We start from the raw sequence: 14,720 nt of genomic DNA, 5'->3' as shown, positions 1-14,720 counted from the left end.
GCGTTCAATCTGAGCCATGATCAAACTCTTCAATTAAAAATCGTTTGTGTAACCTCACCATTATTACCTAAGTAAAATGATGTGTTACTGCTCAATGAATTCTGTCGTGACATTCAATCTCTTCGAAAAGAAACCAAATATCGCATTACATAGTCGCTACCTATCTCGCTAGAAATAAGTAACTATATTTATTTGCATGAACATCATTCATTAAGCGTTTTTTTGTTCCGCTTTCCTAAGAAAGAAGAACTATGTAAAAACAAGTTAATGTGAGTATTCACACAAATTGCATGATAACTAATTGTTAAAGAAGGTATCGAGTAACTAAGTTAGTCGATATAGATGAGAGTCGCATTCGCTCTTCACCTAACAAATCAAGCTGAACTATTTTCTAGCTTAACTCGTGTTGCTCGTTGCTGTTGCCCCGAAGCAGGATGCGTATCATACGCTTCCGAGTTTTAATGTCAACATTTTATTTTGATTTTTTTAAAAGTTTTTGCAAACTCTTAAACACTTCATTACTTAAATCAAAAGTAAACGTTAAGTTAACTATTTATCATCAAATGAAAGTAGATAACTTATTAAAACAGCCCGTTGATGATTCGTTTTGCCTGAACCCCTTGGAACTGGAGCGCATTGTAGAGATTTTATTTCTACCGTCAACTATTATTTATCAAAAAGTTCAATTATTTGTTTAAGTGCTCAACAATGATACAAAGCTTATTGATATTGCCGTTTAAACAAACAATACCTCTGCTCTTCATCAAATAATAAAACCTATACAAGAGCAGCTATTTATCTTCTTCAACCATTTTTTACTTCATTTATTAAGTTACCAATAGTTTTATGCTATTTTGCCTATAGCTTTTACTAAATTTTATTTAAGGTATTTTATGTCTACTGCTAATTTAAGAACATACAATGGGATATCCCCTACTCTAGGCCATACTAATTATATTGACTCTAGCTCAGTACTTGTTGGCGATATAACCTTAGGCGCTGATGTAAGTATTTGGCCATTAGTGGCTGCGCGTGGCGATGTAAACCGAATTACTATAGGCGCCAGAACTAATGTTCAAGATGGTAGCGTTCTGCATGTAACTCGTAAAAGCGAACATAACCCAAATGGAAATCCGCTCATAATTGGTGAAGATGTAACTATTGGCCATAAATGTATGTTGCATGGTTGTACTTTAGGCAATCGTATTTTAGTAGGTATGGGAGCTATCATTATGGATGGTGCTGTTGTGCAAGATGATGTATTTATTGGTGCCGGTAGTTTAGTGCCTCCGAATAAAACCTTAGTTAGTGGTTACCTATATATGGGGAACCCGATAAAGCAGGCAAGAAAATTAAAAGAAAGTGAAGCTGATTTTCTAAAAAAATCAGCTGAAAATTACGTCGAGTTGAAAAATGACTACTTAAATCAAAATAATTAGAGTTTGCTCAATGATTTGATGACTCACTATACTTATAAACAGCGTTTAATGAGTCATCATATTTTAATATGAATATCACTTCCCTCTAGTTCATTTTTCTCTAACCAGAGCTCAGCAACTTCTTCTAAGTCGTACTTTGTACAATCATCAATAGCTTTTAATTTTTCAAGTTCTGCAGAATGAAAATATATTGTCACTTTTTGCCCTGATGCCTGACCCGTAAAACACCATGCACACTCTTCTACACTAAAAGAGAAGTCATCATTAAATAATATTGCTTGGTTCAAAATTGACTCCTATGAAAAAGATGATTTTAATTTCACAATAACAGAATCAACATTTGGCTTTATCCCTCTCCAAATGTAAAAACTTTCCGCAGCTTGGCCTACAAGCATTCCTAATCCATCAATAACTTGCTTAGCCTTTAATTCTGTTGCTTTTTGCAAAAAAGGGGTAAGTTCCTTGCCATAAGTCATATCGTAGCAAACACTATTTTCAGTAATAAGTTTTTCAGCTATCGGCAACCCTGCCCCAGTTAAACCAGCAGACGTCGCATTAATAATGACATCAAACTCTTGTTCATTTGCTTCTTCAAAGGAGCAAGCAGAAAGAGGTTGATTTGTATATTGTTCAACAATCGCTTGAGCTTTAGAAACTGTTCTATTAGCAATAGTTAAACTTTTTGGAATTTGATTCAATAAGGGTAACACTACCCCTTTTGAAGCGCCACCAGCACCGAGTAATAATATTCGACTATTTTTAAGACACACATTATGAGCTAGTAAGTCATTCACTAAACCAATACCGTCAGTAGTATCTCCATAAATCTTACCGTTTTTAAAGGTTAACGTATTAACCGCACCAGAGAATTTTGCATGCTCAGTTAACTCATCACACATCGCCATTGCTTGTTCTTTGAATGGTGCTGTCACATTAGCGCCCTTACCACCAAGAGCAATGAACTCAGTTACAGCTTGATGAAAACCATCTTGTTCAGCAAATTGAGTTTCATAATTCAGTACTTGGTTAGTTGCTTGTGCAAATGATTGATGAATGAAAGGTGAACGAGATTGTTTAATGGGATTACCAAAAACACGATATTGATCCATAATGTTAGCCCTATAAAAATAATATTCGTAGCCTAACCGAATTGTTATTTTAAGAACACAAAAAAGCAGTAATAAATTACTGCTTTTAAATTATATTCTATTACTAATATGATTAAAATTTATAACCAAGCATCACTGAATATACCATTGGGTTAATATCAACTGCTGCACTACCACTTCCTGATAATCCTGCATCTAATGGATCAGACAAATCAAACTTAGCATCTGTTTCAATATCGATATAGCGCGCTGAAATATTCAGCGACCAATTTTCATCAAGTTCGTAATCCATACCCACTTGAACTGACAAGCCAAAAGAGTTATCTAGTTCGAGTTCACTAAACCCTGCAGCTCTCGGTGTTGATGTGAATTTCTCATCAAAGAAAATAGTATAATTAATACCTGCACCAATATAAGGTTTAAAAGCAGTTCCTGTATCAAAATAATATAATGCACTTAACGTTGGTGGTAAATGAGTAACCTCAGCAAGAGTAGCACCATTAAGATCAATACCATAAACTGAACTTGTAACACCATCAGGATCTTGTAACTTAACATCATGAGTAAATGGTGTAGCCGCAAGTAGCTCAATTGCCCAGTTACTGTCAAAAAAGTAAACTAGGTTCAAACCAAGTTGAGTATTATCATCAACAGTAAGAGATAGTGGTGTAAGTGCGCCATCTAATGCTACACCAGCTGAACCAGAATCTGGAGAAACCATAGTTGCACCACCACGAACGATTATATCGCCAGCTTGGTTAGCTAAAGATGGTAAAGAAAGTGATAATAATGCGATTGCTAATATAGAATGTTTCATGTTTTTATGTCCTTAAATTAATTAGGGACATAATAATCCTACCGCCAACAAAAACCTTGATCTCAGACAATGTTTTTTAGTGAAAAAACAAAAGTGATTTTAAAGTTGATTTCGATCAAGTATTTACTCTAATTATGGCCATTATCTAGGCTAAAAGTTGCTCTTTTTCATTCATTATTAATACCGTTGCTTTTATTAACCTTATTAAATATGGCTTCATTATCAACTCAGGTTATAATACTTGAATATAGTGATATAAAACCTCTTACGTTATTACCCATCAATATGTTTAGTAAACTTAAAAGAATAATTTCCATGGTCACAAAATCAAACAATCATAATGTACAAGAAAATAGCTTATATCAACTTATTGGTGGAGAGTCGGGTACTCGTAATTTGGCTGAAGCATTCTATGATGAAATGGAAACTAATATTCATTTACAAGAATTATTAGCCATTCATAAACAACCGTTAGACAATATCAGACAGAAGTTTTTTGAATTCCTTTCTGGTTGGTTAGGTGGGCCTAGATTATTTGAACAAAAATATGGTCATCCACAGTTAAGAGCAAGACATATGCCTTTTCAGGTAACTAAAAAGCAACGTGATTTGTGGATGCTATGTATGAATAACGCAATGAAAAAAGTGATTGACGATAAAGAAATTGAGCAACACCTAAGACAAGCCTTTGATCAAATGGCGTCACATATGGTCAATTGCTAATAAAATTGTACAGTTCGTTTAATGTGATTATAGATGAAAGGCTACCCCTTTAAAAAATAGCCATAACCATTTAGTGCACTAAAAAAATTAAACACTCTCTCGAGTTCTAACAACTACGCTCTGAATGTTTCACCCGTTAACGCATCAATAATCGTTGACGGTTGTGTAAACCCTAACGTTTTACCTTTAATGATAAAATCTATTTTTGATGCTAATTCTGCATTTTTTTCTAACGCTTGCCACGTCATTGCGGGTTCACTTCCTGAAAGGTTTGCACTGGTTGAAATAATAGGTTTGTTCGTTTGCTTACATAATGCAACAACATCTGGTTGATCTGTCACTCTAACAGCGATGGTATTGAACTTTCCTGTTAGCCAAGTAGCTGTATTATTATTTTTAGGCACAACTTGTGTGATTCCATTAGGCCACCTAGATAAAACGGTATACCTTTTATCAGGAGGGATAAGATCATCATTAATATAAGGTAATAATTGCGAATAATTAGCCGCAAGTAAAATAAGGCCCTTCTCAACAGGTCTATTTTTCAACGCTAATAATTTTTCAACCGCCTGTTCATTGTCGGGATCACAACCCAAACCAAATACAGCTTCAGTTGGATAAGCAATAATACCTCCACTCAAAAACACATCTACAACAGATATTTCGTCCACAATACGCTCTTTCAATAAACTACTATGCTGCAATCTTAACAAAGTGAGCTATAGAACACCTAATAGCAATTTCAATAAATTGAGATTCGGTGTTCACATTATATTGATGAGTTGAGCATAATTAAAATTTGTATGGTGTTACAATAGAATTTGCAAAGAAAACTTCATTATTCCGTATTACGTGAAACAAGGTTATAATAAAAGGCTTCTTTATTAATCTTGTTCATTTAGCTAGAACATTATACTTTTTCAAAAGGCGCAAATTCATGACAGTGGGTATTATCATGGGGTCAAAATCAGATTGGCCAACAATGCAACATGCAGCAGAAATGCTTGATCTATTAGGTGTAAAATATGAAACCAAAGTGGTTTCAGCTCACCGTACTCCTCATTTGTTAGCTGAATACGCTGAAAGTGCTAAAGACAGAGGCATTAAAGTTATTATTGGTGGCGCTGGCGGCGCTGCTCACCTACCAGGCATGACGGCCGCATATACTTGCTTACCAGTGCTTGGAGTTCCAGTTCAATCTAAAGCGCTTAATGGGCAAGACTCATTATTATCTATTGTACAAATGCCTAAAGGTATAGCCGTAGGTACTTTAGCTATAGGTACCGCTGGTGCAGCCAACGCAGGTTTACTTGCAGCTCAAATAATTGGTACGTTTGATGAAAAAATTCAACAAAATATTGAAGAATTTAGAAAAAATCAAACACAAACTATTTTAAATAACCCAAACCCAGCAGAATAAGCATCCATAATGAAAAAAGTTCTTGTACTTGGTGCCGGCCAACTCGCTCGTATGATGGAGTTAGCAGGCACACCTTTAAATTTAGATGTGAAAGCATTTGATGTAAGAAGCCTTAAAGTCGTTCAACCTATTAGCCCCGAGCACATTTATGGAGATTTAGCACAAGGAATTACTAATGCTGAAGTTATCACCGCTGAATTTGAACATGTTGCACATGACACACTCGCTGAATGCGAGCGCTCAAATAAACTATTTCCAAGTAGCAATGCAATAAAAATAGGTGGTGATAGACGCTTAGAAAAAGCACTACTTGAGTCATGCAATGTTGCTAATGCAAAGCATTACTTTATTCAAACGAAAGAAGACTTTACTGCAGCTTTAGCATCATTAACGTTACCAGTTATTTTTAAAAGTGCTTTAGAAGGTTACGACGGTAAAGGTCAATGGCGCTTAAAATCAATAGAAGACGCAGATAATATCTGGCAAGACATGGAGAACTTTCTCAAGTCATCCACAACGTCTGTCAAACAAGGTATTGTTGCGGAACAAATGATCAGCTTTGACCGAGAAGTTTCTCTTATTGGAGTACGCAGCAGAAGTGGTGATGTTGCTGCTTACCCTTTAACGGAGAATCATCATACACAAGGTGTATTGAGTGTATCTGTTGCCGCGAAAGTTGATGAAACATTACAAAATCAAGCCGCGCAGGTTTTTAAAGCCATATCCGATGAACTAAATTATGTTGGTGTGCTAGCTATAGAATTTTTCCAAGTGGGTAATCAACTACTCGTGAATGAAATAGCGCCACGCGTTCATAACTCAGGACATTGGACTCAACAAGGTGCAGATACTTGTCAGTTTGAAAATCACTTAAGAGCAATTTGCGACTTACCATTAGGTAGCACAGCGTTAGTTCGACCAACGGCTATGGTTAACATCATTGGTGAAGATACTGTTTCTAACGAAGTATTATCGATTCCAAGCGTTACTATTCATTGGTATAACAAAGGTAAACGTGCTGGTCGTAAAATGGGTCATATTAACGTAAGTGGTGAGAATGAATTCGTGCTAGCGCAACGCTTAAGCGCGTTATCAAAGCTATTGTCGCCATCAGCATTCCCTGATCTAAATGACTTTTCGACTAGCTACCTTAATAAACATAGTTAAGCACTCATAATTAAACATCAGTATTATTAATGATGTTTAACTAAAAAAGACGCTAATTAGCGTCTTTTTTATGATGTTATCGTTTGCATTGCTGAGCACTTTTTACTAGCGCATTGATACTTGACGCCTGCAGCCATATTTCGTTTTAATAATAGAGGATAGTCGCATTGCTGACATGTTCCTACTACTGGTTCAAAATTAACAATAAACTTGCATTTGGGATAAGCATCACACGAATAAAACTTTTTACCAAAGCGGCTCGTCTTTTCTTTAATTAAACCTTTTTTACAGCTAGGACAAGATATATCAGCTAATTCATTAGGTTCATCATGCTCGATATAATCACAATCAGGAAAGTTACTACAGCCGATAAACATGCCATATCGACCTTGTTTTACAGCTAAATTATGATTGCATTTAGGACATTCGCTACCTTGAAGAATTTTATCTTCAACACGTTCATTTTCAACAACGGGCCTAGTGTAAGCACAACTAGGATAATTAACACACCCCAAAAAAGGTCCACTTTTACCATGCTTAATAGAAAGTTCAGAGCCACATTCTGGGCACACTTGATATTCTTTCTCTAAAGCATGTTCGTGATGGGAGAATAAAGGATTATCTGACTTGGACATTGTCTGTTGATCTATAGCCGCTATTTACATAACAAGATAAGCTATTATGTCATAATTGTTGTTTAAACAATATGCCAACATTAACTGACTTAATAAATAAGCCAGTTAATAGTAATAGCATTTAATGTAAAGGGCCTTCCTGTTCTTCAAAAATCAGCTCTTCCATTTGTGAATAAGCATTTTCTTGACCAGGAACATTGAAAAGCACCATTAAAATAACCCATTTCAGATCATCGATAGAGAAATGATTAGTGTCGAGTTCCATAACTCTATCAATCACCATTTCACGTGTTGTAAAATCTAAAACATTTACTTGCTCTAAAAATAAAATAAAGCCTCGACTTTCTGTATCGAGAAATTGCATTTCATCTTCAGTATAAATACGAAAAGATTTATTACCGACACGTGTTAAGTAAGGATATGCATCAGAATCTTGTAAAGCGCTGAGTTTTTCTAACCAATTAAGCGCCTTGTATATCTCATCTTGATGAAAACCTGCTCGAGTCAATTCATCTGTCAATATGTCATGATCAACCATGACTTCGGCTTCACTATGTATATAATTTTCAAACAAATACATTAAAATATCGAACATAACTAGCCCCTTATTCCTTATGATTATTATTTATGTAATCTAAGGTAGCCTCCGGGTACTGCAGCTACCAGACCATTCAACTCTAATATTGTTAACCGAGTTAGCACTTCTTCAACAGGTAGCTTACTTCTTGAAACTACTTTGTCTACAGGCGTAATTTCAAATCCCACACTAGCCAACAATTCATCAACAAACAAGTCCTTATTTAAGCTTTTTCCATCTATTTCTTCATTTATATTTAATTGGCGTTTATGTTGTGGTTTCAATTGTAAATCAAAATTATTAATAAACGCTAACTCATCTATTATATCGGCCGATTCCTCTACAAGTTTAGCGCCTTGTTTAATTAACCAGTGACACCCTTTTGCTTGAGGGTTATTAATGCCACTAGGTATTGAAAAAATATCACGATTTTGCTCTAAAGCACAACGAGCGGTAATAAGTGAACCACTTTGTAAAGCTGCCTCTACAACTAGCACTCCCACACTTAAACCACTAATAATTCTATTTCGTTTGGGAAAGTGCCCAGGCTTAGGTAAAGTTCCTGGTAAAAATTCGCTAATGATAGCCCCATCTTTTTCAAGAATATTAGCAGCGAGATCTCGATGCCTTGAGGGGTAAATATTATCGAGCCCGGTAGCAACTACAGCAATAGTACTTGCACAATTTGTTAACGCGCCTTTATGCGCCGCAGCATCAATACCTAAAGCTAAGCCGCTAGTGATAACTATACCACTTTCAACCAATTGTCGTGCTATTTCAAAAGCCGTCTCTCGACCATTGATACTCGCAGAGCGACTACCAACAATAGCCAATTGAGTTTCGTTTAATAGTTTTGCATTACCTTGTACAAAAAGCACTAAAGGTGGATCGTAAATTTGTTTAAGCAACTGTGGATAGACAGGATCATCAAAGACAATTATTTCGCTGTGACAATTCTTGCTATTACGAATAATATCATCAATTTTGTGCCAATCAGGTTGATAAAACGAAGCGAGTTGCTTTGCTGTTAAACTATTGGCTGATGTGAAACTGGGATTTTTTTTTGCTGAAGATGAAAAAAGCGCAGTTAAACCATAAGATTCAACTAGCGCTAATTTTTTATGAATAGCTAATCGTGGTACCAGCTTTAAAGCTAACCAATAATGAATTTTGCTTTTTTGCATTTGTCTTCTCCCTAAGACACATACCTTTAATACAAAACTTTATAGTGCACCTTATTATGGCGCAGTAATGACATCATTCAAACGAGCTGGTTTTTCTGTTTTCAATATTAATGCCATACTTACTTGTTGATAAACTTTAAAAACCATCAACTCCCCTAAATACTCTTCAGGCATTTTATAGCTTGAACCATTAGGTGTTAACAAACGATCCCACAAAGGCGCTTCATCTGTATATTCAGGTCCTGATCTTGTTTTTACTACACTTGGACTTAAGCGCTTTATCGCCATAACGTCACCAATAGTGACGTTATGCTCAAAGCCACGATTAAGCATCACTACTTCTAACTTGCCAAACTCACGACCATTACTTGTCGCTTTAATAATAGATCCACGAAATGATTCATCAGCAGCTTTCATAGTAAAGACTGAAGGAAACATTTGCCCTTCATGTACCGGAACAACATAATCACCCGAGCGTATTTCACGTTTGGCAGTACTCACTTTAAGTGTTGCTGGCGTGTTATCTTCTATATTACCGCTATCAATTGCCTGGCCTGTAGCAACTAAGTCAACATAAAAGCCTAATAATTTATCAGTTTCAGGATCAATAATCTCTTCACCCTTATTATAAATAGCATATGTTTTTGATAGGGATAGATTTTTATTAACATATACATTAAAGCCATTAATACTTGATCGATAACCTTCATCACTGCCTATCACATAAGGAAATTGCGCTAGCTGCTCTGCACTAAATAAATGGTCATAGTTAATATATGGCGCTATTACTTTTAAAGGCAATAACTGGATAGCAGAGTCTTCTTTATTTATATGCCTGATTTTCGGCGACCATTTATAACTTGGTTTACTTTTATTTGTTTGAAGGAATAACTGCGGTTCACCATTTTCATCAAATATTAACGAGATTATGTCACCAGGATAAATTAAATGCGGATTTTTTATTTCAGGATTTAAACGCCAAAGTTTAGGCCAAAGCCATGGCTGATTGAGAAAAACAGATGAAATATCCCAAAGCGTATCACCCTTCTTTACGACATAAGTCGTTGGTGCATCATCATTAATCTTTAATTTTTCTGCGAGTGAAATAAAAGGACATGCAAACAACGTAAGTATTAACATTATTTTTTTTAGCATGTGACTCGTTCCTTTATTATGGTTTTTCATGCTTTTATAGAAATGCTGTATTATTAATTGCTATAATGTTAAACATAACACTCTAAAAGCATTATCGCTAATTCTTTTATCAAACATTTGTAAGCTTATGACTATTTTAACTGTATTACGTTTTCCAGATCCTCGTTTAAAAACAAAGGCTAAGCCTGTAAGTAAAATTACAGACGAAACTTTAACCATTATAGATAACATGTTAGAAACCATGTATGACGAAAAGGGAGTTGGCTTAGCAGCCACTCAAGTTGATATTCATCAACGTATCGTTGTAATGGATGTTTCTGAAAATGGTGACCAACCCATTGTATTAATAAACCCAGAAATCATCAGTAAAGGCGAAGAAACAATAGTAAATGAAGAGGGCTGCTTATCCGTCCCTGGCATTTATGCAAAAGTTAATCGCCATACAACTTGCACTGTGAAAGCTTTAAATCGCGATGGTGAAGAATTTACACTTGATGGTGAAGAATTATTAAGCATTTGTATTCAGCACGAACTTGATCATCTGAATGGTATTTTATTTGTCGATTATTTATCGCCACTCAAGCGTCAGCGTATCAAATCAAAGCTAGAAAAAGAAGAACGTTTAGATAAAGCCAACGCTTAACTTTTACCTTTAGGAAATACCTTTGTTAAAGCCATTAAATATCATCTTCGCTGGAACACCCGACTTTGCTGCGCAGCACTTAGCTGCTCTTATTAATAGTCCGCATAATGTTGTTGCCGTTTATTGCCCACCTGATAAACCGGCCGGTAGAGGTAAAAAATTAACTGCTTGTGCTACTAAGTTATTAGCTCTTGAAAATAACTTACCCATTGAGCAACCCGTTAATTTCAAAGAACTCAGTTCTCAACAACAATTAGCACAATATGATGCTGATGTTATGGTAGTGGTCGCATATGGCCTATTACTGCCTGAAATAATTCTAACAACACCACATTTAGGTTGTATTAATGTACACGGCTCATTACTACCTAAATGGCGAGGCGCTGCACCTATTCAACGTTCATTAGAGGCTGGCGATCCAAAAACGGGTGTTACCATTATGCAAATGGATAAAGGGCTAGATACCGGTGATATGATCTTAACAGCTGAATGTACCATTGAAAATAATGATACCAGTGCAAGCCTTTATGAGAAATTAGCTCAACTTGGCCCAACTGCATTAATTGATACCTTAGCGTTAATGACTACAGGTACGCATAAAGCTATCACGCAAAATAATGCTCTAGCTACCTATGCACATAAATTAGATAAAAACGAAGCAGAAATAAACTGGAATTTAACAGCAGATGAATTAGATCGAAAGATTCGTGCTTATATTCCTTGGCCTGTAGCACAATTTACATTTACTGATAACTCTGAAAGTAACAAACAACATCGCATTCGAATTTGGCAAGCATCTGTTAAAGAAATGAAGGTAACACAACCAGCTGGTAGCATTATATCTGTAGATAAAGAAGGAATTGTTGTCGCCACAGCTAAAGGCGCCATTTGTTTAGAGGTTTTACAGTTACCAAATAAAAAAGCCTTGCCAATTAAAGATATATTAAACGGTCGAGCTGATTGGTTCACCGTAGGTGCTAAGATCAACGGTACTGATACTAACAGTGTTGTGCGCTAAATGACGACTACAGCCCCCAAACAACAGAATCAAAAGCCAGTTAACATTCGAGCATTAGCAGCTAAATGCTGTTATAGCGTTATTGATCAAGGACGTAGTTTAGGTGATGAACTCCCAAAACAGCAAGACAAAGCGTTAGCGAAAGATAAAGGCTTATTACAAGAAATTTGTTATGGCGTAATGCGCTACTTACCTGAGTTAGAAAATGATGTTCGTGGCTTAATGCAAAAACCCTTAACGGGAAAACAACGTGTATTTCATTTTCTATTATTAGTTGGTGTATATCAGATAAAATATATGCGTATTCCCGATCATGCGGCTGTAAGTGAAACTGTAGCAGCAACAGGTACGCTTAAAAATCGTCATATGAAAGCATTAGTAAATGCTGTTTTACGTAATTTTGTTCGTGCTACAGAAAAAAGCACAGCAACTGAATCTACAATACCTGATTCAACACTTCCTATTTCAATACAATACAACCACCCAAGCTGGTTTATTAAAAAAGTACAAGAAGCTTATCCTGATAAGTGGCAACAAATACTTACCTCAAACCAGCAAAAGCCGCCGATGTGGTTGAGAGCAAATCAGCGCTGTCACGATAGTGCAAGTTATCAAAAACTATTAGCCGAGGAAGAAATATCAATTAATTCTGTTGAGCCATTAAGCCAAGGTATCGAACTTACACACCCTATTGATGTGTTAAAGCTACCAGGCTTTGAACAAGGTTGGATATCAGTACAAGATGGCGCGGCTCAGCAAGCTGCACGTTTATTAGACTGTAAACCAGGTGATGTAGTACTCGACTCTTGTGCAGCACCCGGTGGGAAAACTTGCCATATATTAGAGCAATATCCTGAAATAGCGTCAATGACCGCAATTGACATAGAAGCTAGCCGTTTAGTCAGAGTACAAGAAAACCTTGCACGTTTAAACTTAGAAGCGACAGTTATTGCTGCCGATGCTGCCGATGCAAAAACATGGTGGCAAGGACAATATTTTGACCGTATTTTATTAGATGTACCTTGTTCGGCAACAGGTGTAATTCGTCGCCACCCTGATATAAAGTGGTTACGCAAGGCAAGTGACATTGACGCGTTAGTTATTTTACAGCAGCAAATTTTAAAAGAAACATGGTCTTTACTGAAACCTGGTGGTACTTTACTTTATGCTACTTGTAGTATTTTACCGCAAGAAAATAACGAACAGATAGAACACTTTATTAAAAATAATACTGATGCAAAATTAATTCCTATTGATTGTGAGCAAAATCAAGCTAAAGGAACTATCGGTTGGCAATTATTGCCTGGTGAAAATAATATGGATGGTTTTTATTACGCTAAACTATTAAAAGTAGAAGCTTAATAAAATTATTCTATATTTAAAACACACAGCTAATTTGAGAAAAACAACAATAAATGAAAATAATAATAGTCGGTGCAGGCCAAGTAGGTGGAACTTTAGCGGAAAACCTTGTTGGCGAAAATAACGATATATCTGTTGTTGATGTTGACGGAGAAAAGCTTCGTGAGCTACAAGACAGAATGGATCTTAAAGTTGTCACTGGCCAAGGCTGTCATCCCGACGTATTAAGAAACGCAGGTGCTGAAGATGCTGACATGGTTATCGCTGTTACTTCAGACGATGCCACGAATATGATCACTTGCCAAATTTGTTCTTCTTTATTTAATACTCATAAAAAAATAGCCCGTATTCGCTCAAACCAAATATTAAAACATTCAAAGCAACTATTTCATAAGCTACACATTCCTATTGATCATGTTATTGCACCTGAAGAATTAGTTACCCGTGATATAGCTCGCTTAATTGATTATCCAGGTGCATTACAAGTATTAGAGTTTGCTAGTGGTCGTGTTAGCTTAGTAGCCGTAAAAGCCTATTATGGCGGTTTACTTGTTGGCCATGCACTATCAACATTAAGAGATCATATTCCCAATGTTGATACCCGTGTTGCTGCCATTTATCGAGATGGCAAGCCCATCCGCCCTTTAGGCACTACAGTTATTGAAGCCGATGATGAGGTTTTTTTCATTGCCGCAAGTATTCACATACGCGCCGTAATGAATGAGCTACAAAAGCTAGAGCCCGCCTATAAGCGAATCATGATTGTTGGTGGCGGTAATATAGGTGCTGGCTTAGCCAGTATTTTGGAAGATAATCATCAAGTTAAATTAATAGAGCGCTCTGCAATAAGGGCTGCAGAGCTAACTTCTGAACTTAATAACACCCTAGTATTTCAAGGCGACTCTTCAGATATAGAGTTATTAACAGAAGAAAATATAGACCAATTCGATGTATTTATTGCTGTAACTAATGATGATGAAGCTAATATCATGTCTTCATTACTTGCTAAAAAGCTTGGCGTTAGAAAAACAATGGTACTTATTCAGCGTGATGCCTATGTTGAGTTGGTCCATGGTGGCGCTATTGATATAGCTATTTCACCACAACAAGCTACAATTTCTGCGTTACTCACTCATGTAAGACGGGGTACTATTGATAATGTGTATAGCTTACGTGGTGGTGCAGCTGAAGCGATTGAAATTGTTGCTAAAGGAGATGAGAAATCTTCAAAAGTAGTTGGCCGAGCAGTTCGTAATATCAAGTTACCACCGGGTACAACTATTGGTGCAATTGTTAGAGGTATAGAAGTGTTAATAGCTCACTCTAATACACTAATAGAAGAAGAAGACCATGTTATCCTCTTCCTCGTTAATAAACGTTACATTGGTGATGTGGAAAGGTTATTCCAAGTTAGTGCAACCTACTTCTAACCCAGCAATTTATTTAACTACTCTGAACTCAGTTGAATATA

16 protein-coding genes are annotated in these 14,720 nt (G+C 36.2%); 8 read left to right on the top strand and 8 right to left on the bottom strand.

Going from position 1 to position 14,720, the window contains the following annotated elements:
- The first annotated feature begins 893 nt into the window (after positions 1–893).
- Entirely contained in the window at positions 894–1,439 is a 546-nt protein-coding gene (locus tag Q4496_RS03205; RefSeq protein ID WP_215971608.1) for a gamma carbonic anhydrase family protein, read from the top strand.
- Between the two features lie 56 nt (positions 1,440–1,495).
- Here the strand turns inward: Q4496_RS03205 and Q4496_RS03200 are convergent, their stop codons facing one another.
- From Q4496_RS03200 to Q4496_RS03190, 3 genes are all read right to left on the bottom strand, one after another.
- The gene (locus Q4496_RS03200) at positions 1,496–1,726 is read right to left on the bottom strand and encodes a hypothetical protein (RefSeq protein ID WP_215971609.1); all 231 of its coding nucleotides are present in this window, start codon (positions 1,724–1,726) and stop codon (positions 1,496–1,498) included.
- A gap of 9 nt (positions 1,727–1,735) precedes the next feature.
- Positions 1,736–2,548: a shikimate dehydrogenase gene (gene aroE / locus Q4496_RS03195; protein ID WP_215971610.1), complete on the bottom strand. Its 813-nt coding sequence runs from the start codon at positions 2,546–2,548 to the stop codon at positions 1,736–1,738.
- A 112-nt stretch (positions 2,549–2,660) separates the two neighbouring features.
- Positions 2,661–3,365, bottom strand: a complete 705-nt coding sequence (locus tag Q4496_RS03190) for an OmpW family protein (RefSeq protein WP_215971611.1) — start codon at positions 3,363–3,365, stop codon at positions 2,661–2,663.
- A 315-nt stretch (positions 3,366–3,680) separates the two neighbouring features.
- Between Q4496_RS03190 and Q4496_RS03185 the strand changes: the two genes are divergently transcribed.
- A complete protein-coding gene (locus Q4496_RS03185; protein ID WP_215971612.1) occupies positions 3,681–4,088 on the top strand; it encodes a group II truncated hemoglobin in 408 nt (135 codons plus the stop codon).
- A gap of 113 nt (positions 4,089–4,201) precedes the next feature.
- Here Q4496_RS03185 and Q4496_RS03180 read toward each other — a convergent pair whose 3' ends face one another.
- Positions 4,202–4,759, bottom strand: coding sequence for a Sua5/YciO/YrdC/YwlC family protein (locus Q4496_RS03180; protein ID WP_215971613.1), 558 nt, complete (start codon positions 4,757–4,759; stop codon positions 4,202–4,204).
- Between the two features lie 266 nt (positions 4,760–5,025).
- Between Q4496_RS03180 and purE the strand changes: the two genes are divergently transcribed.
- Both purE and Q4496_RS03170 read left to right on the top strand, forming a co-directional pair.
- On the top strand, positions 5,026–5,508 hold the full coding sequence (purE, locus tag Q4496_RS03175; protein WP_215971614.1) for a 5-(carboxyamino)imidazole ribonucleotide mutase: 483 nt from the start codon (positions 5,026–5,028) through the stop codon (positions 5,506–5,508).
- A 9-nt stretch (positions 5,509–5,517) separates the two neighbouring features.
- Positions 5,518–6,675, top strand: a complete 1,158-nt coding sequence (locus tag Q4496_RS03170; RefSeq protein WP_215971615.1) for a 5-(carboxyamino)imidazole ribonucleotide synthase — start codon at positions 5,518–5,520, stop codon at positions 6,673–6,675.
- A gap of 68 nt (positions 6,676–6,743) precedes the next feature.
- On the opposite strand, the gene Q4496_RS03165 is transcribed toward Q4496_RS03170, so the two are convergent.
- From Q4496_RS03165 to Q4496_RS03150, 4 genes are all read right to left on the bottom strand, one after another.
- Positions 6,744–7,310 carry a type I DNA topoisomerase gene (locus Q4496_RS03165; RefSeq protein WP_303601062.1) on the bottom strand — a complete coding sequence of 189 codons (567 nt, stop codon included), beginning with the start codon at positions 7,308–7,310 and terminating at the stop codon, positions 6,744–6,746.
- A 121-nt stretch (positions 7,311–7,431) separates the two neighbouring features.
- Complete coding sequence (locus Q4496_RS03160) at positions 7,432–7,905, bottom strand: DUF494 family protein (RefSeq protein WP_215971617.1); 474 nt, start codon at positions 7,903–7,905, stop codon at positions 7,432–7,434.
- Positions 7,906–7,931: 26 nt separating this feature from the next.
- Positions 7,932–9,071, bottom strand: coding sequence for a DNA-processing protein DprA (dprA, locus tag Q4496_RS03155; protein WP_303609911.1), 1,140 nt, complete (start codon positions 9,069–9,071; stop codon positions 7,932–7,934).
- 54 nt (positions 9,072–9,125) lie between these two features.
- The gene (locus tag Q4496_RS03150; RefSeq protein ID WP_215971619.1) at positions 9,126–10,226 is read right to left on the bottom strand and encodes a LysM peptidoglycan-binding domain-containing protein; all 1,101 of its coding nucleotides are present in this window, start codon (positions 10,224–10,226) and stop codon (positions 9,126–9,128) included.
- Between the two features lie 127 nt (positions 10,227–10,353).
- Between Q4496_RS03150 and def the strand changes: the two genes are divergently transcribed.
- From def to trkA, 4 genes are read left to right on the top strand one after another with little or no spacing between them, the layout of a single operon-like run.
- A complete protein-coding gene (def, locus tag Q4496_RS03145; RefSeq protein ID WP_215971620.1) occupies positions 10,354–10,869 on the top strand; it encodes a peptide deformylase in 516 nt (171 codons plus the stop codon).
- Positions 10,870–10,891: 22 nt separating this feature from the next.
- Positions 10,892–11,887: a methionyl-tRNA formyltransferase gene (gene fmt / locus Q4496_RS03140; protein WP_303609910.1), complete on the top strand. Its 996-nt coding sequence runs from the start codon at positions 10,892–10,894 to the stop codon at positions 11,885–11,887.
- A complete protein-coding gene (gene rsmB, locus Q4496_RS03135; RefSeq protein ID WP_303601065.1) occupies positions 11,888–13,249 on the top strand; it encodes a 16S rRNA (cytosine(967)-C(5))-methyltransferase RsmB in 1,362 nt (453 codons plus the stop codon).
- Positions 13,250–13,302: 53 nt separating this feature from the next.
- The gene (gene trkA / locus Q4496_RS03130; RefSeq protein ID WP_215971623.1) at positions 13,303–14,679 is read left to right on the top strand and encodes a Trk system potassium transporter TrkA; all 1,377 of its coding nucleotides are present in this window, start codon (positions 13,303–13,305) and stop codon (positions 14,677–14,679) included.
- Positions 14,680–14,720 lie beyond the last annotated feature (41 nt).

It is taken from the genome of Colwellia sp. 5_MG-2023, assembly GCF_030547795.1.
Taxonomy (GTDB): domain Bacteria; phylum Pseudomonadota; class Gammaproteobacteria; order Enterobacterales; family Alteromonadaceae; genus Colwellia.
This window is presented reverse-complemented; position numbering and strand designations above follow the sequence as displayed.

Excerpts from the sequence above, each read along its gene's own strand:
- Q4496_RS03150 (WP_215971619.1), bottom strand. The coding sequence starts at position 10,226 with ATGCTAAAAAAAATAATGTTAATACTTACGTTGTTTGCATGTCCTTTT.
- Q4496_RS03185 (WP_215971612.1), top strand. The coding sequence starts at position 3,681 with ATGGTCACAAAATCAAACAATCATAATGTACAAGAAAATAGCTTATAT.
- Q4496_RS03190 (WP_215971611.1), bottom strand. The coding sequence starts at position 3,365 with ATGAAACATTCTATATTAGCAATCGCATTATTATCACTTTCTTTACCA.
- trkA (WP_215971623.1), top strand. The coding sequence starts at position 13,303 with ATGAAAATAATAATAGTCGGTGCAGGCCAAGTAGGTGGAACTTTAGCG.
- Q4496_RS03170 (WP_215971615.1), top strand. The coding sequence starts at position 5,518 with ATGAAAAAAGTTCTTGTACTTGGTGCCGGCCAACTCGCTCGTATGATG.
- aroE (WP_215971610.1), bottom strand. The coding sequence starts at position 2,548 with ATGGATCAATATCGTGTTTTTGGTAATCCCATTAAACAATCTCGTTCA.
- Q4496_RS03160 (WP_215971617.1), bottom strand. The coding sequence starts at position 7,905 with ATGTTCGATATTTTAATGTATTTGTTTGAAAATTATATACATAGTGAA.
- Q4496_RS03165 (WP_303601062.1), bottom strand. The coding sequence starts at position 7,310 with ATGTCCAAGTCAGATAATCCTTTATTCTCCCATCACGAACATGCTTTA.
- rsmB (WP_303601065.1), top strand. The coding sequence starts at position 11,888 with ATGACGACTACAGCCCCCAAACAACAGAATCAAAAGCCAGTTAACATT.
- dprA (WP_303609911.1), bottom strand. The coding sequence starts at position 9,071 with ATGCAAAAAAGCAAAATTCATTATTGGTTAGCTTTAAAGCTGGTACCA.
- Q4496_RS03205 (WP_215971608.1), top strand. The coding sequence starts at position 894 with ATGTCTACTGCTAATTTAAGAACATACAATGGGATATCCCCTACTCTA.
- purE (WP_215971614.1), top strand. The coding sequence starts at position 5,026 with ATGACAGTGGGTATTATCATGGGGTCAAAATCAGATTGGCCAACAATG.
- def (WP_215971620.1), top strand. The coding sequence starts at position 10,354 with ATGACTATTTTAACTGTATTACGTTTTCCAGATCCTCGTTTAAAAACA.